The sequence below is a fragment of the Rhodococcus sp. 14-2483-1-1 genome (assembly GCF_002259335.1).
In the GTDB taxonomy this organism is placed as follows: Bacteria; Actinomycetota; Actinomycetes; order Mycobacteriales; family Mycobacteriaceae; genus Rhodococcoides.
Map to the genome: position 1 here is coordinate 80,988 of NZ_NPFX01000015.1, position 21,197 is coordinate 102,184.

24 protein-coding genes are annotated in these 21,197 nt (G+C 64.8%); 14 read left to right on the plus strand and 10 right to left on the minus strand.

The annotated features are described in order from the left end of the window. Positions 1 to 90 precede the first annotated feature (90 nt). Positions 91 to 1,032, plus strand: a complete 942-nt coding sequence (locus CH294_RS15720; protein WP_170944741.1) for an endonuclease/exonuclease/phosphatase family protein — start codon at positions 91 to 93, stop codon at positions 1,030 to 1,032. On the opposite strand, the gene CH294_RS15725 is transcribed toward CH294_RS15720, so the two are convergent. Then, positions 1,033 to 1,407, minus strand: a complete 375-nt coding sequence (locus CH294_RS15725; RefSeq protein WP_094738465.1) for a VOC family protein — start codon at positions 1,405 to 1,407, stop codon at positions 1,033 to 1,035. Between the two features lie 39 nt (positions 1,408 to 1,446). Beyond that, positions 1,447 to 2,094 (minus strand): type 1 glutamine amidotransferase, encoded by a 648-nt coding sequence (locus tag CH294_RS15730; protein WP_094738466.1) that lies wholly within the window; start codon positions 2,092 to 2,094, stop codon positions 1,447 to 1,449. 40 nt (positions 2,095 to 2,134) lie between these two features. On the opposite strand from CH294_RS15730, the gene CH294_RS15735 reads away from it, so the two are divergent. Beyond that, positions 2,135 to 3,133, plus strand: coding sequence for an MsnO8 family LLM class oxidoreductase (locus CH294_RS15735; protein WP_170944752.1), 999 nt, complete (start codon positions 2,135 to 2,137; stop codon positions 3,131 to 3,133). Here CH294_RS15735 and CH294_RS15740 read toward each other — a convergent pair. Beyond that, positions 3,073 to 4,008, minus strand: coding sequence for a LysR substrate-binding domain-containing protein (locus CH294_RS15740; RefSeq protein WP_094738468.1), 936 nt, complete (start codon positions 4,006 to 4,008; stop codon positions 3,073 to 3,075). The genes CH294_RS15735 and CH294_RS15740 overlap by 61 nt on opposite strands. A 131-nt stretch (positions 4,009 to 4,139) precedes the next feature. On the opposite strand from CH294_RS15740, the gene CH294_RS15745 reads away from it, so the two are divergent. Further along, on the plus strand, positions 4,140 to 5,462 hold the full coding sequence (locus CH294_RS15745; RefSeq protein ID WP_094738469.1) for an NAD(P)/FAD-dependent oxidoreductase: 1,323 nt from the start codon (positions 4,140 to 4,142) through the stop codon (positions 5,460 to 5,462). Here CH294_RS15745 and CH294_RS15750 read toward each other — a convergent pair. The 3 genes from CH294_RS15750 to CH294_RS15760 are packed head-to-tail and all read right to left on the minus strand — an operon-like array spanning position 5,459 to position 8,056. Next, the gene (locus CH294_RS15750; RefSeq protein WP_094738470.1) at positions 5,459 to 6,112 is read right to left on the minus strand and encodes a response regulator transcription factor; all 654 of its coding nucleotides are present in this window, start codon (positions 6,110 to 6,112) and stop codon (positions 5,459 to 5,461) included. The genes CH294_RS15745 and CH294_RS15750 overlap by 4 nt on opposite strands. Before the next feature lie 13 nt (positions 6,113 to 6,125). Continuing rightward, positions 6,126 to 7,412 (minus strand): histidine kinase, encoded by a 1,287-nt coding sequence (locus CH294_RS15755; RefSeq protein ID WP_170944742.1) that lies wholly within the window; start codon positions 7,410 to 7,412, stop codon positions 6,126 to 6,128. Between the two features lie 53 nt (positions 7,413 to 7,465). Beyond that, positions 7,466 to 8,056 (minus strand): hypothetical protein, encoded by a 591-nt coding sequence (locus CH294_RS15760; protein WP_094738472.1) that lies wholly within the window; start codon positions 8,054 to 8,056, stop codon positions 7,466 to 7,468. A gap of 165 nt (positions 8,057 to 8,221) precedes the next feature. Between CH294_RS15760 and CH294_RS15765 the strand changes: the two genes are divergently transcribed. Then, positions 8,222 to 8,422 (plus strand): hypothetical protein, encoded by a 201-nt coding sequence (locus CH294_RS15765; protein WP_037171706.1) that lies wholly within the window; start codon positions 8,222 to 8,224, stop codon positions 8,420 to 8,422. A 17-nt stretch (positions 8,423 to 8,439) separates the two neighbouring features. Here the strand turns inward: CH294_RS15765 and CH294_RS15770 are convergent, their stop codons facing one another. The 3 genes from CH294_RS15770 to CH294_RS15780 are packed head-to-tail and all read right to left on the minus strand — an operon-like array spanning position 8,440 to position 10,159. Further along, entirely contained in the window at positions 8,440 to 8,964 is a 525-nt protein-coding gene (locus CH294_RS15770; RefSeq protein ID WP_037153873.1) for a histidine phosphatase family protein, read from the minus strand. Further along, a complete protein-coding gene (locus CH294_RS15775; RefSeq protein ID WP_032380483.1) occupies positions 8,951 to 9,493 on the minus strand; it encodes a GtrA family protein in 543 nt (180 codons plus the stop codon). Before CH294_RS15775 ends, CH294_RS15770 begins: the two co-directional genes overlap by 14 nt. A 60-nt stretch (positions 9,494 to 9,553) precedes the next feature. After that, a complete protein-coding gene (locus CH294_RS15780) occupies positions 9,554 to 10,159 on the minus strand; it encodes a TetR/AcrR family transcriptional regulator (protein WP_094704079.1) in 606 nt (201 codons plus the stop codon). Between the two features lie 66 nt (positions 10,160 to 10,225). Between CH294_RS15780 and CH294_RS15785 the strand changes: the two genes are divergently transcribed. From CH294_RS15785 to CH294_RS15830, 10 genes are all read left to right on the plus strand, one after another. Continuing rightward, positions 10,226 to 10,882, plus strand: a complete 657-nt coding sequence (locus CH294_RS15785; protein WP_094738473.1) for a GAP family protein — start codon at positions 10,226 to 10,228, stop codon at positions 10,880 to 10,882. Between the two features lie 35 nt (positions 10,883 to 10,917). Then, positions 10,918 to 11,184, plus strand: a complete 267-nt coding sequence (locus tag CH294_RS15790; protein ID WP_094738474.1) for a hypothetical protein — start codon at positions 10,918 to 10,920, stop codon at positions 11,182 to 11,184. Between the two features lie 113 nt (positions 11,185 to 11,297). Continuing rightward, positions 11,298 to 12,245, plus strand: coding sequence for a CPBP family intramembrane glutamic endopeptidase (locus CH294_RS15795; RefSeq protein WP_170944743.1), 948 nt, complete (start codon positions 11,298 to 11,300; stop codon positions 12,243 to 12,245). Positions 12,246 to 12,607: 362 nt separating this feature from the next. Beyond that, positions 12,608 to 14,767, plus strand: a complete 2,160-nt coding sequence (locus CH294_RS27515; protein WP_170944744.1) for an HNH endonuclease signature motif containing protein — start codon at positions 12,608 to 12,610, stop codon at positions 14,765 to 14,767. Positions 14,768 to 14,942: 175 nt separating this feature from the next. Continuing rightward, the gene (locus CH294_RS15805) at positions 14,943 to 15,473 is read left to right on the plus strand and encodes a biotin transporter BioY (RefSeq protein WP_032380827.1); all 531 of its coding nucleotides are present in this window, start codon (positions 14,943 to 14,945) and stop codon (positions 15,471 to 15,473) included. Further along, positions 15,470 to 16,606: an AMP-binding protein gene (locus CH294_RS15810; protein ID WP_094738476.1), complete on the plus strand. Its 1,137-nt coding sequence runs from the start codon at positions 15,470 to 15,472 to the stop codon at positions 16,604 to 16,606. Before CH294_RS15805 ends, CH294_RS15810 begins: the two co-directional genes overlap by 4 nt. Beyond that, positions 16,603 to 17,721, plus strand: coding sequence for a thiolase family protein (locus CH294_RS15815; RefSeq protein WP_094738477.1), 1,119 nt, complete (start codon positions 16,603 to 16,605; stop codon positions 17,719 to 17,721). The genes CH294_RS15810 and CH294_RS15815 overlap by 4 nt, the downstream gene beginning before the upstream one ends. Then, positions 17,718 to 18,398, plus strand: a complete 681-nt coding sequence (locus tag CH294_RS15820; RefSeq protein ID WP_032380487.1) for an ABC transporter ATP-binding protein — start codon at positions 17,718 to 17,720, stop codon at positions 18,396 to 18,398. Before CH294_RS15815 ends, CH294_RS15820 begins: the two co-directional genes overlap by 4 nt. Continuing rightward, complete coding sequence (locus CH294_RS15825) at positions 18,395 to 19,036, plus strand: energy-coupling factor transporter transmembrane protein EcfT (protein WP_094738478.1); 642 nt, start codon at positions 18,395 to 18,397, stop codon at positions 19,034 to 19,036. The genes CH294_RS15820 and CH294_RS15825 overlap by 4 nt, the downstream gene beginning before the upstream one ends. After that, positions 19,005 to 20,489, plus strand: a complete 1,485-nt coding sequence (locus CH294_RS15830; RefSeq protein WP_249305317.1) for an AMP-binding protein — start codon at positions 19,005 to 19,007, stop codon at positions 20,487 to 20,489. The genes CH294_RS15825 and CH294_RS15830 overlap by 32 nt, the downstream gene beginning before the upstream one ends. Here CH294_RS15830 and CH294_RS15835 read toward each other — a convergent pair. Beyond that, the gene (locus CH294_RS15835) at positions 20,393 to 21,169 is read right to left on the minus strand and encodes an acyl-ACP thioesterase domain-containing protein (protein ID WP_094738548.1); all 777 of its coding nucleotides are present in this window, start codon (positions 21,167 to 21,169) and stop codon (positions 20,393 to 20,395) included. The two genes, CH294_RS15830 and CH294_RS15835, sit on opposite strands and share 97 nt — an antisense overlap. Positions 21,170 to 21,197 lie beyond the last annotated feature (28 nt).

Genomic DNA, 21,197 nt, shown 5'->3' on the forward strand with positions numbered 1-21,197 from the left:
GTCGTGTTTGCCGCGAGAAAGCGAACGGTTCGGTCGGTCTCGAGGATGCTTCCCAGCTCGGCCTCAGGTTTGCCTGTCAGACTTCCGCTCATGGTTTCGGCTTCGGTGGCTCTGTTGTTGCTTGTCACGGCGGTGGTCGGCATCGCGGCGCACCTCCTCGACTCGCGAGGACAGGGGATGCTCGTGGCCGCTGCGTTGGCACATGTCCTCATGCTCGCCGCTGTGCCCGGCACCGTGGTCGCAGGTTTCGCGTTCGGTTGGTGGGGTGTGGCGGCCGGCGCGGCGATAATGGCGAGCGCCGCCGCAACGCAGATGCCCCTACTGCTGCGAAGATCGACAACGAACTCCGACGCCTCGATTCTGACAGTGCTGCATGCCAACATCTGGCTGGGGCAGGCCGATCTCGACGCGGTGGTCGCGCTGGTCGACGAGCACCGCCCCGATGTGCTCACCCTCGTCGAGTTGACGCCCGAGGCGGACGCGCAACTTCGCCTCAGGCTCGCGGGGTCGTTGCCGCATACGTACGTGAGCGCTGCCGCGGGCGGCGACGGAACCGGCATCTACAGCCGCTTCCCGCTCGTGGACCAGCAGCGCCACGACGGCTTCGTGACCGAGTTGCTCTCGGCGCGGGTGGAGATGCCGGGCCGCCCGCTCGTGTTCGCGGTGCATCCCGTGCCGCCGTGGCCGCGGGAACCGTCCGAATGGGTCCGCGAGCTGGGGCTGCTGCGGCAATTGCTGGCCAAGATTCCCGCAGACGACGGTCCCGTGGTGGTGGCGGGCGATTTCAATGCGACGCAGGATCATCGGCGATATCGAGACCTGCAGGACGGGCGTTTCGTCGATGCCGCGGTGGCCACCGGAGCCGGCATGCTCAGGACGTACCCGGCGCACACCTGGCACCCGCCGGTCATTGCCATCGATCACGTTCTGGTGGCCGACATGGCGGTGCGTTCGGTCGAGGCCGTGACGATTCCCGGCTCCGACCACCACGGCATCCTGGCTCGGCTGGCCTTCGGTCCCAGTCAGCCCTGATCAGGGCTGCGCGGGCAACTGCTGCACCGACCACTTGTTGCCGTCGGGGTCGGCGAAGTACACGAACGTGCCCCAGCCCTCGTCCTTGGGCGGGTCGATGATCAGTCCGGCCGCGGTGAGGTGTTCGTAGGCGTCCTGGACGCTCTCCACGACCATCAGGATTCCCGCTCCCTTGCCCGGTTCGGCATCGGTGATGTTCTCGCCGATCGCGATGGAACACGCCGAGCCCGGGGGAGTGAGCTGGACGTACCGGATGCCGTCCCAGGGCCGAGCATCGTGGTCGGCGTTGAAGCCGATCGAGACGTAGAAGTCCTTGGCGCGGTCCACGTCTGTGACGGCAAGGGTGACGAGTTCGATCTTCATGGTGAGGTTCATGAAGCAATGATGAGCGCCATTGCGGACATGTTCGGTCCGCTATGACGCCTCGTCGAAGAATGTTCCGAGAATTCTTCGTCCGCCCTCGGCGACGCGACCGAGGACCTGTGCGTTCGGTGCCGTTCCCGCAGGCATGTGTGCGTCGAGCATCGTTTGTTCGGCAGGTGTGAGCTCGACGTGGAACTGCAGGCCGAGACCGCTGCCGAACCGGAACGCCTGATTGCGGTAGAGATTCGAGCTCGCCAGGAGCACCGCCCCGGCGGGCAGGTCGAAGGTATCGGTATGCCAGTGCACCACCGAGACCGAATCTGCTCCGAAGAGCGATACACCGGCATCGGTTGCGGTGACCTCTCCGGCACCCAGCTCCGCGACAGGACCCCGGTACACCGCACATCCCTGCGAGGCCGCGAGTAGTTGCGCACCGAGACACACCCCGAGCACGGGAATGTTCCGGCGCAGACACTCGGCAATCAGTTCCCGTTCGGTCCGCACGTGAGGGTGAGCGACATCGCCCCACGCGTCCATGGGTCCGCCCATCACGATCAACCCCGTGACCGCATCGGCTGTGGGCAACGAGTCCCCACTTCCCAACGCGGCCACCGTGTACTCGATTCCGCGCTCGGCCATGATCGTCCCGATCAGCGCCGGACCCTCGACATCGACGTGCGTCAACACCCACCAACTCATGACGAGAAATATGCCCGACGCCCCGGCGGTTGTCCTAGCTGTGCTGCTTTCCCTTCTCGACAGATCCCGCACTCGATCCGGTACGGACGACGCCTCGGCGCTGCGTCATACCGTCGAAAGGGCGGTGCACGCGGAGAAGACAGGGCTGCATCGGTTCTGGGTGGCCGAGCATCACGGTGTACCCGGCATCGCGTCGGGCGCTCCGGCGGTACTGGCTGCGGCGGTGGCGTCGCACACCTCACGCATCCGCGTCGGATCCGGGGGAGTGATGCTGCCCAACCATCAGCCGCTGATCGTGGCCGAGCAATTCCTGATGTTGGAGTCCCTCTTTCCCGGCCGGATCGATCTCGGCGTCGGCCGTTCGCTCGGGTTCACCGAACCGGTACGCGCAGCTCTACGTAGCGCGCACGCCGATACCTTCGATACCGACATCGCCGAATTGCGTTCGTATCTGGACGGTTCGGCATCGGTGACCGCTCGCCCGGTCGCCGCGCCTCCGCCGGTGTTCGTTCTCGCGACCGGTGCCGGCCTCGAGGTTGCCGCCCGCGCCGGTCTTCCGGTCGTCGTCGGTGGACCGGTGTTGCACAAGACCGACCCATTGGCGATGTATCGCAAGAGTTTTCGACCCTCGCCCGCCAATCCTGAACCGTACGTGATCATCTCGCTCGACGTGACGATCGCAGCCGATACCGCCGACGCGCGCAGGCTCGCGTTGCCGGAGGCGTGGGCCATGGCCAGGTCGCGGCGAGAGGGTGAATTTCCGGCCCTGGAGCCGGCGTCGGCCATCGACGACTCGCAGTGGACGCCGCGGACGAGGGGCCGCATCGACGACTCGCTCGCGTCGACGATTCTCGGTACCGCAGGGGAGGTGCGCCCGCGGCTGGAGGAATTGATCGATCGCACGGGCGCGAACGAGATCATGGCTTCGACATCGACGTACGATCGCGCCGAGTTGTTCGACGCGGACGCCGCTTTCGCTCAGCTCGCCGGTCTCTTGGGTACAACAGGTGTCGTTGGTTCAACAGGTGCCGTCGGCTGAACCGGTGCCGTCGCCGCCAGGGCTGCCACGAGGTCGCGTTGGACGTCGGTGACTGGCTCGGTGGCGTCGACCACCGCCGAGACCGGTAGTTGCAGTCTTCGGTCGGCCTCGGTGCGGAAGACGAGCCCGGTCTTGGGAGTGCTGTCGGCGGTGCTGGCGTACAGAATCGTCCAGCATTGCGGATGGTTGAGCAGTTCGGCGCTTGCGGTGTGATCCGATGCGACAGGCGGCCCGAACGTCAGTGGAAGCCCGCTGCGTTTCATCTCGCGTTCGATCACCCGGTGCAGCAGGATCTGTTCGCTGCGTTTGGGCAGCAGTAGCGGGTAGTCGGCGAGTTGGCTCAGGCTCGGATTGTCCTCGCCGGCCAGCGGATGACCCTCGGCGAGCGCAACGACGAGGTCCTCGGTCCACAGTTCGGTCACGTGCAGTCCCGAACGTTCGACGCTGCCGCGAATGAGCGCCACCTGACAGTCTCCGGACGTCACCGCTTCGATCTGTTCTGCGAATCGTTTCAGCACGAAGTCGATCTCGGCGTCGGGATGGTGTTCGCGCACCGAGACGATGGCGGCGATGGCGTTCGCGGCGAAGGTCATGTTTCCGGTGAGGCGTAGTTGGTTTCGGCGGCGCGCCGTCAATGCCAGGGCGGCTTGCTCGAGCTCCACCATGTGCCGCGCGATGGAGACCAATTGTGCTCCCACAACGGTCAATCGAACGACGCGTGAGGTTCGCTCGAACAGCGGCTCGCCGATTTCTCGTTCCAGCTTGCCGATCTGCAGACTGATCGCGGACTGCGAGACGTAGCAGCGCTCGGCGGCACGCGAGAAGTTCAGTTCTTCCCCGACCGCGAGGAAGTACTTCAGCTGTCGCAGTTCCACGCGCGTCTCCAATCATGAGTTCTACTCATGGATGCTATTCCAACTTTCGCGTTGATAGACCACCGAGGTCGGAGTTTCATGGAGGTAGTTCTTCGTTTGGGAAAGGACTTGGGCTCAGAAAGGGATGTGCTGTGAAAACGTACGACGTCGTCATCGTGGGATCGGGATTCGGAGCGTTGGCTGCTGCCAAGTCTCTGGGCAAGGCCGGTGTGACGTTCTCGCTCATCTCCAGCACCACCGAGCACCTCTTTCAGCCGCTGCTCTACCAGGCCGCCACCGGAATGCTCTCGACGGGTGAGATCGCCCCGCCGATCCGACGCATCCTCGCGCAGTACGACTCCGCCGACGTCCGCCTGGGTCGCGTCGTCGACGTCGATCCCGAGGCGCACCAGGTCACCTACATCGGTGCCGGGCAGAGCCACACCATCGGCTTCGGTCGGCTCATCGTCGCAACGGGTGCCACGCAGGCGTACTTCGGTCGCGACGAATTCAAGGACCGCACGTTCGCGCTCAAGACCGTGGACGACGCGATTGCGCTCCGTGAGCAGATCCTGAGCTGCTACGAGACCGCGCACATGACGACCGATCCCGCCGCCCGCAAGGAGCTGTTGAGCTTCGTCGTCGTCGGTGCAGGCGCGACGGGCGTCGAATTGGCCGGCCAGATCAGGGATCTCGCGCACCGCTACTTCGCCGGCTCGTTCCCCGACATCGAACCGGGCGACGTCACGGTCACCCTCGTCGACGGTGTGAAGGAAGTATTGCCCGCATTCGGCGGCAAGCTCAGCGCGTACGCCCGCACGAAGCTCGAGAAGTCGGGCGTCGACGTCGTCACCGGGGCCATGGTCACCGACATCGCCGACGACGTCGTGACGGTGCAGGACGTCGACACCAAGACGTCGCGTACCTACCCGGCCAAGACCGTCATCTGGTCGGCCGGCGTTCAGGCGAGCGAGTTGGCGGCCACGATCGCCGAGCGGACCGGATGCGAAACCGACCGTGCCGGACGCCTTCTCGTACACGAGGATCTGACGGTCGGCTCGGCGAAGGACATCTACGCGATCGGCGACGTGACGTCGTTGAACAAGCTCCCCGGACAGTCACCCGTGGCGATGCAGCAGGGCAGGCACGTCGCGAAGATGATCATCGGGAAGGTCGACACCGGGACGCCGTTCAAATACACCGACAAGGGCAGCATGTCGATCGTCGGCCGATTCAGTGCTGTGGCACGGCTGTTCGGTAAGGTCGACATGTCCGGGCCCATCGCCTGGCTCATGTGGCTCGCGGTGCACCTGATGTACCTGGTCGGCTTCCGAAACCGCTACGTTGCTGTGGTGTCGTGGATGACCTCGTACATCGGCGACAAGCGACCACACTTCCAGTACACCGACCACTCGGCCTCGCTGGTCGAGCGCGCCGGTGAGGCTGCGGATGACGAGGAACGAAAGGCAGCCTAGCTGCTCACCAGGCCGTTGCGGTAGGCCCAGATAACCACGTGGACTCGGGTGTTGACGTCGAGTTTGCGACAGATGTTCCCGACGTGAGTTTTCACCGTGCTCTGTTCGAGGTGCAGGGCCCGGGCAATCTCGTTGTTGCCCAGGCCCTGCGCCAACAGTTGCACCACTTCCATTTCGCGCAGACTCAGATCATGTTGCGGTGCAACGGAAGTAGGTGGACGCGGGGTGCCCCGGCGGGCGAACTCCGTCATCAGACGCGGAGTCAGGCGGGGTGAGAGCACCGCACCGCCGCCGGCCACGGTGACCACCGCGTCGGCGAGCTCGTCCGGATCGGTGTCCTTGAGCAGAAAGCCGGATGCACCGCTGTCGAGCGCCGCGAACACGTACTCGTCGAGGTCGAACGTGGTGACGACGATGATTCGGATGGTGTCGAACCGCGCCAGAATCTCCCGTGTTGCGGTCAGTCCGTCTCCGTTCGGCATCCTGATGTCCATCAGTACGACGTCGGGGCGAAGGTCCGTAACCTGTTGCACGGCATGCTTTCCCGAGGTTGCGTGTCCGACGACGTGGATGTCGGGATGGCCGGCCAGAAACAGCTCGAACCCCTGTCGAACCACGGGCTGATCGTCGGCGATCAGGACGGTGATCATGCCGGCACCTCGATCATGCAATCAGCTCTGTGGGCCGGGAGATCTTTCCGTTGACAGGCAGCCGAGCGCGTACGGACCATGCCGTTCCGTCGGCCGACAATCCGGAGTCGAGGGTTCCTCCGAGCAGTGCGGCTCGCTCCTGCATTCCCGGGATGCCGAAACCCTGCCCCGCCGATTCGCGCCGGCCGGAGGCGTCCGAGGTGATCGTGTTGCTCACGGTCACCTCGATGACCGACGAACGATCGGATACCTGCACGGTCACATCGCAGTTGGGCGCATGGCGTCGGGCATTGGACAACGCCTCCTGAACGATGCGGTAGCACGTCAATTGCACAGCGCTGTCGGTGTCGCCTGTGTCTCCGGCGGTGTTTACCCCGATGTCTACCGTGATGGACGCGAACGATATTCGTGACTGCTCGATCAGACCGGGTATGTCGGCGATCATCGGCTGCGGTGCGCTGTTCCCATGTCCGTCGTCGGTGGTGCTCGGGCGCAGGATGCCGACGATCTGGCGCAGGCTGTCGAGGGTGCGCTGGCCGTGTCCGATTGCACCGGTGAGCAGTTCGCGTGCCTGCTCGGGGTCGCTCGTGATGAGAGTCTTGGAAGCCTTGGCTTGGATGAGCATTCCGGTCAGGTGGTGGGCAGCGACGTCATGGAGCTCGCGAGCCATGGTTCTTCGTTCGTTGTCGAGTGCCGCATCCAGTTGTTGCCGGTGTTCGAGTTCGGCTCGGTCCAGTGCCGCCTCGTTCTCGAGTTCCTGGGTCCGGTTGCGCGCGATGTACTTTCCGAGGGCGATGAGCACCGTGTAGTTGATGATCAGATTCGCCACCTGCTCGGCCACCACACCGATCGTTCCACCGGGGCCTGCTGTGGCATCCGGGAAAGACAGGCGGGTGTCGACGCTGACGGCGATTTCGAGGATCAGCCCGACTGTGAGGGGTGCGAACAGGCGTAGCCCGGTCACCCGAATTGCCAACGCGGCGATGCCAAACCAGTACAGCGGGGTGAACCCAAGAGTGCGGTCGGGCAGAACCAGAATCAGCGCCACACTGATGGCTACCACCGTCAGATAGGACGTGACGGGAAACGACCGGCGTGCACACGTCACAGCAGTCATAGCGATGATGGCGACGACACTCACCGCGATCAGGGCTGGGCTGCCGACGAGTTCGTCCCTGGTGTCACCGACCATGCCCGTGGAGAGCTGGAACCCGGCATAGACAACGGTGGCAAGCAGCATTTCGATCGGCAGTATGGCGGGATTGAGCGGCTGCCACGCGGGTCTGAACCTGCGCAGCATCGTGGAACCAGCTAGCATCGTGGAACCGGCCGGCACCCGCGAACCTCCCAGCATCAGTGTCGACTCCGTTCTCCTGCAGTATCTTTCGAGCTCGCATCTTTCGAGTCTGTGTTCTTGGAACCCAGCACCCACAGTGGTCCGGTCACGAACCAGAAGAACGTGATGACGCCGAGTGGTTGGATCACGGTCTTCAGCGCTGCTGCCTGCTCCGAGTCTGCCACGGTGTATGCGAGTCCGTAGGTGATCACCAGAGCGATCGCCGCTGCGCACAGCCACTTCACGAATCCTCGGATCTCGTTGCGGTAAGCCCGTGGGCCGCTCTTGGGAGGCTTCACCGGTGCGGGTCCGCCGGCGAATCGGTGCGCGAAGCGCACATCGAGCCAAGCCACGGTGGAGTGTGCAAATACGACGGTCCAGCCGAGGTAGATGCCGGCGAGACGGTGGGCGAATTCGACCTCGCCGCCACGATGTAGATCCAGGGCCACCGCCGCGACGAGGACAAGATCGAGTACCGGGAGGAGGGCGAGCGTGATCGTGCTGGCGCGTCTCATGCGTGCCAGGTAGCGCAGGCACAGTCCGCCGATCACCAGTACCCAGAAGCCGACCTCGCAGACCGCGATCGTGAGCAGAATCGGATTGTTCATGGCCCGATTTCACCGCAGCCGATGTGCGCGCGATACCCCCGCGGAGGCGTCGTAGCTGGTGGTTCGGCCGAAGGTACGACGCTGCGCTCCACCGAAAGTCGTAGCCGAACGCGCTACTGTGGAATCACGCATACAGGACACGTAGGCAATACCAGGGAGTCCGCCATGGCAGGCAAGAAGATCGACAGAGTGCACGCACAGTCCGCGTTGGAGACGGTTCGTGAGAATCCCGGCATCGCATTGATCGCCGCGGCACCTGCACTGGTGGTGCTGGCAGTGGTGTGGTGGCTGCTCGGGTTCCCCGCGGCGCTGATCCTGTTGCTCGCAGCAGGCGGTGCCGGCTACCTGTACCTCAGGAACCGCTGACTACCGATTAGCACTGACTACTGATCAGCGCGGGGGATGCAGAACTCGGTGATCGTGGCCGAGCTTGCTGCGATCTCTGCCCACGTTTTTTCGGTGGTGAGCACTGCTATCGCAGAAGTGGGGAAGCGGTGCCGAACCTCGCGGGCGACGTCGGTGTCGTCGTCTGCCGCCAATTCGAGTGCAGTCCAAGGGATTCCGGGCTCGTGCCCGACGACCAGCAAGGTCGATACCGTCACGTCGTCGAAGTACGTGTCGGCGAGACGGATTTCGTCGATGATCTCGTCTGCGGATCCGCCGTAGATGTCGCGCTCGAAGCGGGTGGGAGCATCGCCCAGACCGGTGGCGGCCAGGGTTTCGCGAGTGCGCAGGGCCGTCGAACACAGCACTGCGTCGACGCGGCCGACGTGCTCGGCAATCCAGGCTCCGGCAAGTCCCGCCTCGCGTTCGCCGCGCGGCGCCAATGGTCGCTCGTGGTCGGGAACGCCGTCGGGGTAGCCGGATTTGCCGTGCCGCATCAGCACGAGGGTCCTAGAGGTCGCCATGCCGTCCACCGTAAACGGTCAGAGGCGCAGAATCGGGGACAACATTCACCGGTTCTGGGAAGACGAACTTGCGCATTGCCCACCATCGGAACGCGGTCGCCAGGAGTGTGCCGATGATCGAGCCGCTGACGAAGTCGGCAATGTTTTCGGTGAGGAAGGACACGTTCGGGGCGCGCAGATCCAGCATGTAACTGGACACCCACAGCGGTAGCTGGTTGATTGCCAGGCCGGTTCCGGCGACGGCGAAGAACAGCGCTGCCTCGTGGTGCCGGCGACGTCCGCCGCGGGCGGTGAAGGACCATTCCCGGTTGAGGATGTACGACACGATCGTCGCGATCAGCACCGCCAGAACGTTCGCTGTCACCGGCTTGTCCTGCAGGATCGTCCACTTCAGGCCGAAGAACAGTACGACGGTGACGACGAAGGTGATCGCTCCGACGATGAGGAACTTGAGAGCCTCGGCGTGCTTGACGAGGGGCTCGAGCCATCGCTCGGGAACGTGGTCGGTGAGACGGTCGGACACATGCATCCCATCGACGTTACCTCGAGTAACGGATCTGGCCGGATTCGTCGCGGCTGCGAAGACCGGCTAGAGCCGCGTCGTCAGGTAGTACCGCAGCAGTCGGCGCACCTCGTCGGATGGGAGTTGTTCGGGATACGTCACTGCGTGCAGCGTGAGCCCGTCGACGTAGATGTGTAGTTCGGCGACGGCGTTCTCGTCTGCGTCGCTTCCGAACGAGAATTGCGGCGAGTTCGGCAGATCCAGATGGCGTAGGTGCGCCCACGCGAGTCGGCACAGGTACCGGCTCCCGAACCATCCCGCGGTCTTGAGGGCGGCCAACCGGTCGTCGAATCGGGCTCGGGCGATCGCTTCGAGCCATACCGACGCCTCGACGCGGCGGTTCTCGTCGAGTGGGAGCATTTCTTCGAGGACTCGGACAGCGCGCGCCAGTCCGTCACCCTCGGTGGGGTGTGCTTCCAACCGATGCACGATGCGCTGCGTCATGGCCTCGGCTGCGAACAGCACCAGTTCTCCTTGGTCGGAGAAGTAGTACCGCAGTGATCCGGGGGAGACGCCGGCCTCGGCGGCGACGCTGCGCACGGTCGCCCCGTTCATCCCCGCTCGCTCGATCACGCGCCAGACGGCGGCGACGATCTCCGCTCGGCGAGCTTCGTGGTCGACGATCTTCGGCATCGGTCTGTTCTAGCACGTGTGGATTTTTCCGACACGGATGTGTGAAATAGATGTTATGGTACAGCTGTGTTTTTTAACGTGATCGGGCTGGCGCTGTTGGACAGCATCGGTGTCGGCACGCTCGTCGTCCCGCTGTGGATGATGGTGCAGCCGTCGTTCCGGGTTCGAGGGGTTCTGTTGCACCTGGGCGTGCTGGGGCTGCTGTATCTCGGGGTCGGCATCACGCTGCTGACGCTGATCGAAGACGCGACCGCTGCCTTCATGACCCATGCGGTACCCGGAAATGCGTGGGTGCGGATCACTGTGGGTGGTGTCGTTCTGCTCGCGGGGCTCGTCTGCGATCGACGGCGTCGACGCCCGAGTGGTGCGTGGTGGATGCGGGCACCGGCGAGTGCTCGAGGTGTGGTCCTCCTCGCTGTTGCAGTGGGCGCGGTCGAGGTGTCGACGATGCTGCCTTATTCAGCCGCGATCGACGCGGTGGCCGCGTCCGGACGGGGATGGGCATTCTCGGTCTCGATTCTGGCGGTCTACGTACTCATCACCCTGCTACCGGCTCTGGTTCTGCTCACCGCCAGAGTCGCTGCATGGCAACTCGTTTCGTCACTTCTGTGGCGTCTGATGCACCGCGTCGAACGCTGGAGCCAGGACGTGGTGGGAACGGTACTGATCGTCGTGGGTGCGCTGCTGGTCGCAGATGCGGCCATCGAGATGAACCTGGTGTGACGTCGGCCCCGGTCGACCCGAGGAAAGGATGCGTCATGAGGGCAGGAAAATTTCGGGCAACCGATGCGCGCAGCATCGTCATGATTGTCGTCGGCGCAGTGTTGGCGCTGTCCTTCTGGGACCTGCGGGTGTTCTGGTTCCAGGGCGGCCCACTCGGCTGTGTCCTGATGGTCCTCGCTGTGGTGGACGTATGGGACTCGCGGCGCGCCACCGACAGGCGCGGAATTGTCGGGGAGTTACGCGACGACATTTTCGGACGCGAGGATTCGACCGACACGCCGGATCACGATGGTCGACGGTGACCGACGTCGCTGCGACGGTACTGAATTTTCGGCCTCCGCATGATAAACAAGTCCGGGGGTCGACAGCTGTTCGATGACAGGCGATGCGGTGCTGAGTGGATGGTGGTGACCTGGTGGCGAGCAGTCTGGATGCGAATGCCGCGGCTCATTCGCGTCGACGTGGCTTGACCGCAGTCGGCACGGCCGTGTCGATTCTGGCTCTGGTAGCCGGTTGGGGCGTCGTCTACTTCATCGGTCTGGTGGGTGCGCTGTGGCGTTTCCGCGAGCCGAATGCGCCTGCGCCCGTACTCACACTGTCGGATCAATGGATGGACCTTGCGGTCGGCGTGGTTCAGGTGGCGATCGGGGCGGCGGCGATCGCTGCGGTGTATTTCGTTCGGCGTCGCACGTTGCCCGCGGTATGGCCGATGCGTCGCGGTACTGCGCTCGAGGCGGCGATCACCTGGTGCGCTGCGATCGGTGCTGCGTCGGCATTGCTGCTCGTGCTGTCTCGGATGGATGTGCTCCGCTTCAGCTTCTCGGTTCCGGCGTCGGTCGAATCCGATTGGCTTGCAGTGGTTTCCGCGCTGGCCGTCGGTCTGCGTGAGGAGCCGATCCTGGTGGCGCTTCCGGTGTTGCTGCTCGTGGGCAGGTTGCCGATCTGGGCAATCATGGCGTTGTCTGCGACGATGCGGGGCTTCCTCTATCTGTACTTCGGCGGTGGCGGTTTTCTCTGGGCGCTGTGCTGGGGTGCAGCGGCGGTGTGGGTGTTCTATCGCTACCGACGACTGTGGGTGTTGATCGCAGTGCACGGTCTGGTGATGAATGTTCAGGTGTTCGATCGAGTGATTCCGTCCGACAATGCCGCAACGATCATGCAGTGGGTCAACATTCTGATCCTGTTCACCGCGCTGTTGTGGTGGCTGACCCCGAGGGCTCTGGAGGCGTTTCTGCCGAACACGGTGGCCGTTCGTTACGGCGATTCGACTGTCGAGACAACGCCTATGGTGGCCGAGGTCGTGCTCAATCCCGAGAAGCTCGATCCGGATACACCCAGAAGAAACCCGCCCGTCAAGCCCTGACCATTCGGGCTTCGACGCAATCCCAGTCCGGGTCGAACCGGGTGGTGCCGTCCACTTCGAACCGATGCTTGCGATAGAACGCCATTGCGCGCTCGTTGGCCGCTGCGTCCCACAGATATGCAGATCTGTTCCGGTGGCCGATTGCGTCGACCACAATTCGCTGGCGACGCCGGTGCTCTGGTGTTCGGGATCATCCCCGGATACGTCGCCTTCCAGATTGCCACGTGAGCGGTGCCGAGTTGGTCCTCATCACCCGGCCAGACGTCACGAATCGAGTAATTGCCCGCGGTTCCGTTATGACGATCCCGACGCCGAATGCGCGTGACATATTCTTGTCGGACCCCTCTCGTAAGATCGAATGCATGTTCGATACCGGGGGGTGGGGCGTGGCGGAAACGCCACCGGTCGATGACTGTATTGCGGGGTTTCTCGACGTGATCGCGCTCAACCGCGTCCACGAGAACCTTGCCAGGGCAGGGACCGTACTCGCGTACTGCGACGTACTCGAGATGCGACTGGAGGCTGCCGAAGCCGCCGGTGGCGATCCGGGCGAGACGGTCCGCGGCGCGTTGTGCGACTTGGCCGTGACGATGACCGGCACGCGTCGCGATGCGTCGGTGGTGCACGACGTCGCGGAGCGTCTACATCGAATGCCGTTGACGGCCTTGCGTTTCGTGACCGGAAGCTTCGACTGGTCGACGGTGGTCACCATCACCTCGGTGTTGCATCGCGCCACTGACGAGACCATCTCGAAAATCGAATACGAGGTCTGCGCCGCAGGTGGCCGAATGCGTCCGCAGGCCTTGCGGAACCGAATCTGGCGGTTGTGGATGAAGGCCGATCCGGACGGCGCTGCGCAGGCTCGCGAGACGGCGAAGTCGGAGGAAGTCGGAGTGCGGATCGTGCGAACCGGTCCCGGCGGTATTTCGTCGCTCATCGCGAAGATCACGGATCTCGAAGCGGCCGAGGCAGATGCGCTCATCGTCGAGATCGTCGGCACGGTCTGCAAGGACGATCCGCGGTCGACGGGGATGCTGCGGGCCGCCGGACTGATGGCGTTGCTGCACGGCGAGCATTCGCTCGTCTGTCAGTGCGATCTCGGTGACGAGTGCCCGGTTGCCGGTGCCGCCGACGATCTCCCACCGAGGCGCGGACATCTCCTGCAGATCGTGGTGGCGGTGGAGACGCTGCTGGGACTGTCCGCGGAGCCCGCGACCTTGGCGGACGGAACTCCGATCGATCCCGAGGTGGCGCGCATCGTCGCCGCCGACGCGAAATGGCAGGCAATGCTGACCGAGTTGGTCGACATGCTGAAGCCCGAGCAAGGCAGCCCCGACGAGCGCGGCTCGAACGACGAGAGCCCGAACGACGAGAGCCCGAAGGGCGAGAGCCCGAACGACGACGATCCGGATGAAGACACCCCGGATGACGACAGTCCGGACGATGACGGCCGGGAAGGCGATGGCCCGGACGGCGATGGCCCGGACACCGATGGCCCGGACGACTACAACCTGGACGACGACGGCCCGGACGACGACGGCCCGGACGACGACGGCCCGGACGACGACGGCGGTTCTGGCGACGATGGGCCCGGCGGTTCTGGCGACGATGGGCCCGGCGGTTCTGGCGACGATGGGCCCGGCGGTTCTGGCGACGATGGACCCGGCGGTCCCGACGATGAGGGCGGTGGTTCAACCGGAGGCAACGACTCGGTCGGTCCGTCTCCACCCGGCTTCCGTCTGTTGCGCACAGTGCTGGGCATCGGCCGGGTGCGCAGTGCCGCTCAGCTTCCGCCGATGCGCGGCGTATGCGCCCAAGGTTGTCCGCCGGCCGATCGGATTCTGGGGGAGGAGTCTGTCCGCGATGGGCTTGTCGCACGCTGGCTCGGTTGGATTGCCGAACAGCCCGAGCGTGCGCGCGGGATTTTTCCCGACGGTCATGGCGGCGAATGCGTTCCGTCGCGAGCCGCGGTGACCTATCGGCCGAGCGCGCGCGTTGCCGCTGTCGTGCGGGCGGCCTATCGCACGTGCACGTTCCCCAATTGTGACGTGCCCTCGGCCCGGTGCCAGATCGATCATGTGGTCCCGTTCGACAAGGACGATCCGGGGCGTGGCGGCTGGACGATCGTGACCAATCTTCAACCGGTGTGCGTATTTCACCATCAGGCGAAGACCTCGAAAGCGTGGTCGGCCGTGATGCTCGCCGGAGGGGCAATTCTGTGGTCGAACTCTCTCGGTCTACGCGCGGTCACGTTGCCGGAGTTCTCGATCGCGTCGCCTCCTCGACGCCGCCGTCGGCGGAAGAAGTCGGCCGACAATGCGCTGTCCCCGTTCCAACCCACCCGATGGGAGCTCGAATACAGCAGCTCTGCACCGCCGACACTCGCGGATTTTCGTTCCGCGTCATCGGACATTGCACGGAAGAAACTGGCGGATAAGAGACGTGCCTACCTCGACCACTGCCGCGTCGTACACGTGCGCATTCGACTCGACCGGAGCAGATACGATCCCGCCCCCTTTTGAACAAAAGACCGTCCAGGGTGTGGTCAGAACCGCACACCTGCTACCTTGAACGCCGTTCAAGTCTCTGGGGCAGGTGACCGCCCCACTCCTCGAGGAGCCACCCGTGTCAGAAGTCGACAGCAGTACCCGTCCGCCGAGCCGTAAGGTCAGCCGAATGAACGTCTCCGCCCGCGACATGGCGCAGATCGCAGTGTTCGCAGCGCTCATCGCTGCGCTCGGCCTGCCGGGATCGATCACGGTCGGCTTCTCCGGCGTCCCCATCACCTTGCAGACCCTCGGCATCATTCTGTCCGGCGCGATCCTCGGTGCCAGGAAAGGCACTGCTGCGGTCCTGGTGTTTCTAGCGCTGACGATGATCGGCCTCCCATTGCTGGCGGGTGGACGTACCGGTCTGTCTGCGATGGCCGGACCCACCGTCGGGTACCTCATCGGCTGGATACCGGCAGCATTGCTGATCGGCTGGCTCACCGCCCGCATCCTGCCGAAGTACTCGATCGCGCTCGGTCTTGCGATCAATGCCGTCGGCGGCATCGTGGTGGTGTACGTCTTCGGGATCATCGGCCTGATCCTGCGTACCGACGTCGGAGTCTGGGCTGCGATCACGTCCAACGGCCCGTTCCTGCCCGGTGACATCGCCAAGGTCGTCGTCGCGACCGTGGTCGCCAAGAGCGTGCACCGTGCATACCCGGGCCTGATCAAGGCGTGACTCTCGAGCTGGGAGGTCGAGGCGGCGACAACGGCAGCGTAAATGACCGGGCCGACAACCCGGCCATTGTCTGGTCGGGTCGCACGCTCACCTACGCCGACCTCGACGCAGCCGTCGAGCAATGGCCTCACCTCCCGGTGCACGACGCCTCAGCGCTCGAGCTACCCGAGGCGCTGATCTGCGTTTTTGCGGCGGCGCGGCAGGGAAGTGCGGTGCGAGTCGAGGATCCGGCCACCAGGCCGGATCGTGCGGAGGGGCCGAGTCCCGACGCTTTCCTGCTGGTCGCGACCTCCGGCTCCACCGGACGCCCCAAGCCGCTCGAACGCACTGCCGCGTCGTGGGTCGACAGCTTCCCCGAGTTCACCGGGATCACCGACATCCGCCCCACCGATTCGGTGCTGATCACCGGACCACTGCATGCCACGATGCACCTGTTCGCCGCCGTGCACGCACTGTGGCTGGGGGCCTGCGTCACCGACGACCCGGCCGAGGCCACGGCGGTGCATGCGGTACCTGCGGTGCTTCGCGACACGGTCTGTCGGATGCCCGGTGCGCGGGTGGCGGTCGCAGCTGGTGCCGGACTCGATCTCGCAGCAGCGCAGACGATCTCGGCCATGGGTGTCAGGTTGGTGGAGTACTACGGATCGGCGGAACTGTCGTTGGTGGCGGCACGGGTAACAGGCGAGCACGCGGCACTGCGATTGCTCCGCGATGTCGAGGCGCGCACCGAAGACGGGTATCTGGTCGTCCGTTCGCCGTACTCGGCACTCGGCACCACTGGCTGGTGCGGCGTCGGCGATCTGGCCGAGCTCAGCGGCCGCGAACTGCTCGTCCACGGTCGGGGGGATGCGGCGATCAATGTCGGCGGCACCACCGTCGTCGCAGAGGACGTCGAGCGAATCCTGACCGCACTCGACGGTGTTCGAGCCGCGGCTGCCATCGGATCTCCCCATGCGGTGTTGGGTGAAACGGTCTCTGCCGTCATCGAACTCGACGGATCCCGCGATCTCGACCGTATCCGCGCCGACGCCCGCTCGATCATGACCAAGGAGGCACTGCCGCGACGGTGGACGGTGGTGCAGCAGCTACCCCGTACCTCGAGCGGCAAAATCGCCCGGAAAGCCCTGCTATGAGTACTCCCGTAATCGTTGCGGCCAAACGAACCGCGATCGGTATCGCTGGTCACGGCTTCGTCGATGTGACCGCCCCGAACCTCGCTGCACCGGTGCTGAAAGCTGTTGCAGCAGAAGTTAGTTCGCTCGGACTCCCGATCGACGACGTGATCCTCGGCAACTGTCTCGGCCCCGGCGGCGACGTTGCGCGTGTATCGGCCCTGCTCGCGGGGCTCGGTGTCGACGTCCCCGGCGTTACCGTCGACCGCCAGTGTGGATCCGGACTCGACGCCGTCATGCAGGCTGCGTCGCGCATCCGCAGTGGCGACGAGACGTTGATTCTCGCTGGTGGCGTCGAATCGGCCAGTACGAGTCCGTGGCGGTTCTGGCCGCCGGTCGACGGCGGCGAACCGGTTCGATACACCCGAGCGCCGTTCGCTCCCGAGGGTTTCGCCGATCCTGACATGGGCGTTGCGGCAGACGATCTCGCGCGTAGGCGTGGAATCGACCGGAAGCGGCAGGACGAGTACGCCGCACGGTCCTTCGCACGAGCTGCGGCACACGACTTCTCCGCCGAAATAGTCCCGATCGGAGAGCTGAGCGCAGACGAACGCATCCGCCCCAACATGACTGCCCAGCGCCTGGGCAGACTGCGTCCCACGTTCACGTCCGACGGCACCGTCACCGCCGGCAATTCCTGCGGAATCTCCGACGGTGCCGCAGTTCTGGCGATCACCACGGCCGAACGTGCCGCCGGAATGCCGGCACTGCGCATTCTCGGCAGCGCGGTGGCCGGGTCCGATCCGGCACTTCCCGGTCTGGGCCCGGTACCTGCGATCGAGAAGCTACTCACGCGCACCGGGGTGTCACTCGACGACATCGGGGTCATCGAGATCACCGAGGCGTTCGCATCGGTGGTGCTCGCGGTCTCGGATGCACTGGGCATCGACGAAGAGCGCATCTGCCCGGACGGTGGGGCCATCGCGATGGGTCACCCGTGGGGCGCATCGGGCGCAATTCTGCTGGTGCGCTTGGCGTCTCGAATGCTGCAACCGAGTGGTCCGGCACTGGGATTGGCGGCCTGCGCCATCGGCGGCGGGCAAGGAATAGCGATGTTGGTGGAGCGAGTGACATGAGCAGCATCAAGTTCGAGAACATTTCCCACTCCTTCGGGGAGCGGCAGGTACTGCATGGCATCGACCTGGAATTCGACGAGCGACGCATCGGCATCATCGGATCGAACGGGTCGGGGAAGTCGACGCTGGCTCGGATGATCAACGGTCTGATCAAGCCCGACTCCGGCCGCGTCACGGTCGACGGCGTCGACGCCGCGAAGAAGGGTGCGCAGGTTCGTAAGAAGGTCGGGTTCGTCTTCACCGACCCCGATTCGCAGATCGTCATGCCGACTGTCGCCGAGGATCTCGCGTTCTCTCTGCGTAGGTCCGGGCTGAGCAAAAAAGAGGTGGCCGACCGCGTCGACGAAATCCTCGTCCGCTTTCGACTGGATCAGCACCGCGATCACCCGGCGCATCTGCTTTCCGGTGGGCAGAAGCAATTGCTTGCGATCGGTGCCGTACTGATCAGGCGGCCGGAGGTGGTTGTTGCGGACGAGCCGACCACGTTGCTCGATCTGCGCAACGGACGCGTCGTCGCTCAGGCTCTGGATTCGATGGATCAGCAAGTCGTCGTCGTGACTCATCAGCTCGCTCTGCTGGACAGCTTCGAGCGTGTCATCGTCATCGATGACGGCCGCGTGGCGTTCGACGGTGCCCCCGCCGCAGCGGTTCCGGCGTATCGGGAGCTGATCGGGTGATCGGTCTCTACCGCCCCGGTACATCGCTGCTGCACCGAATGAGCCCGGGCTGGAAACTGTTGTCGCTCATAGTTGCAATTTTGGCGACCGTGATCTTCGCGCGCACCCCGCTCGAGGTCGGCGTGGTGGCTCTGGCGGTCGCCGCCCTGTTCGCTGTGGCCGGTATTCCGGCGAAAGTCGCTCTGGCGCAACTTCGTCCAGTGCTCTGGATGTTGCTGATCATCGGCGTGTTCCAGATACTGATCACCACGTGGCAACGCGCGGTGGTGGTGTGCGGGGTGCTGGTGATCTCCGTTGCCCTGGCGGCACTGGTCACGCTGACCACCCGGGTGACCGACATGCTCGACACCGTCACGAGAGCACTCGGGCCGATCCGACGCTTCGGCGTCGACCCGGATCGCATCGGGCTGCTCCTGGCCCTTGCCATTCGGTGCATCCCGCTGCTGGCGTCCATCGTCCAAGAGGTGTCCCAGGCTCGCAAAGCCCGCGGACTGCAATGGTCCATGACGGCTCTGGCAACCCCGGTTCTGGTGCGCGCCCTCCGCACTGCGGATGCGATGGGTGATGCCCTCGTCGCGCGCGGTGTGGACGACGACGGTGAAGACGATGGTGAAGACGAACCACGCGATGACCAGTGAGCTTCTTGCCGCCCGAACAGCGCGGCATTCCGACCGGGAAGACATCGCAATCGTCGATGCGACCGACCGAATCACGTACCGTGAATTCTGGGATCGGGTGACATGCGCGGCGACCGCATTGGCAGGGAAGCGTCGCATCGCGGTACTGCCGACGTCGGACATCGGGTCGCTGGTCGTGGTTCTGGCGGCAATGCATGCCGGTGTGAGTGTCGTTCTGCTGCATCGACATCTGTTGGCTCGAGAATTCGCCGATGTCACGGCGGTGTGTGAGCCCTCGCTGATTGTCGCGCATCCGCGCCAGCACGCACGAGTGCATCGTTGGGGTGCCGACACAGTGCTGGCACCCGAGGAGCTCACCACCGGCCGTGCCGCGCCGCTCGATCCACCCGCACGCAGCGCCGAACTCCTGGTCGGCATCACCTCGGGGACGACCGGACCACCCAAATTGTTCGTTCGAGATCAGGCGTCCTGGGCTGCCACGCTGGACCGGTCCGATGCACTGTTCGAGCTCGGGCCGGGCGATCGAGTGTCTGCATCCGGCACCCTTGATCACACGCACTTTCTCTACGGTGCGTTGCACGGGCTCACCCGCGGTGCGACGGTGGATCTACGGAAGGCGGCGGTCGCTCTCGAAGATGATCCGACACATCTCTATTCGGTACCGACCATCGCCTGGGACATCGCTCGATCCAACGCCCGGTATCCCGGCGTCCGCGAGGTGCTCTCGTCTGCGGCGCGATGGCCGCAGTCGGCCCGCACGGCATTGGCGACGGTGTTACCGAACGCAACCATGACGCACTTCTACGGTGCATCGGAACTGAGCTTCGTCTCGTACGACCGTCGAACTCCTGGCGGCACGGGCGTCGAGGCAGCGAGTGTGGAGGGCGCGTTGTTCGGCGGGGTGGAGGTGGAGACCAGGAACGAACTGCTGCACGTGCGCAGCGACATGCTGTTCGACGGTTACCTGAGCCGAGTCGGCGACCACACCACCCTGACGAACGGGCCCGTCGACGGGTGGATGACGGTCGGCGATCGCGGCAGTGTCGACGAGGGTCGACTGACGTTGCTCGGCCGCGGCAGCGAGACGATCGTTCGAGCCGGGCTCACGGTCGAGCTGGCCCCGATCGAGGCGGCACTGTTGTCGATCCCCGGTGTTCTCGATGCCGGAGTTGTCGGCGTTCCCGACGACCGCACCGGTGAGGTGCCGGCGGCGGGAGTGGTTGTAGCCCAGCAGAACTCACCCACAGTGGCGCAGATACGGCGGCACGTTCGCTCGATGTTGCCGAGCCCGAGCCTGCCCGTGGTGATCGCCGTCGTGGACGCCTTACCGCGCACCCCGCGCGGCAAGCTCGACCATCAGGCCTTGGGTGCCACCTTGGCCACGGTACGCACCGTCGGCTCGCCCGATGCGCCGGTGACAACGAACCAGACGGTCAACGCGCCGCCTTCGTAGCGGTGGCGCAGAGTCACGCGTTCGCCTGCCAGCACAGGGCTCAGGTACTCGATCACGGCGCGGTGCGGCGACGCGGCCAGCGCGGGTACGTCGACCAACAACTCCTCGATCGCATGCCAGTAGGCCGCATTGTTGAGGTGGTTGAATGGGTCGATATCGGTTGCGCGCAAAGGGAACTGAAGGTCGGTGTGCGATTCCGCGGGCACCGGCTCGATCAGCCATGCCTTCCATCGCAACCGGTGTTGATCGGTGGTTCGGGCCAGCATTTCCAGTGCGCCGTCGCTGATGCGGGTCGGCATTCCGGTGTCCTTGCTGATGTTGATCCAGAAGCCCTCGGTTTCGATACGACCACCCTTCGGGGTCGTCAGTGCCACGCGCATGTTCGACCACCGCGTCGACATCGACGAACACCACCGACGCATGTGCACGTGGTCCGGAAAGTGGATGGGCTCGAAGACGTCGATGACGGTGCGCCGCACGATCCACATCGGATCGGTCTTGCCCAGCGGCGTGGCATCGAGGTTGTCGGTACCGATGTCCTGCAGGTAGCGGGCGACTCCGTCGAACCGCAGTCGGTTGGTCGGATCGATGTCGCCCGTCCGCACCGGCCAGTTGTTCTCGAAGCCCTCACCGGGCGGCGGCTCCGGTGCCAGCTCGTCGTCGAAGCCGGCCGGTTCCACGCGTGCATTGGTCACGTTCGCACTGTAC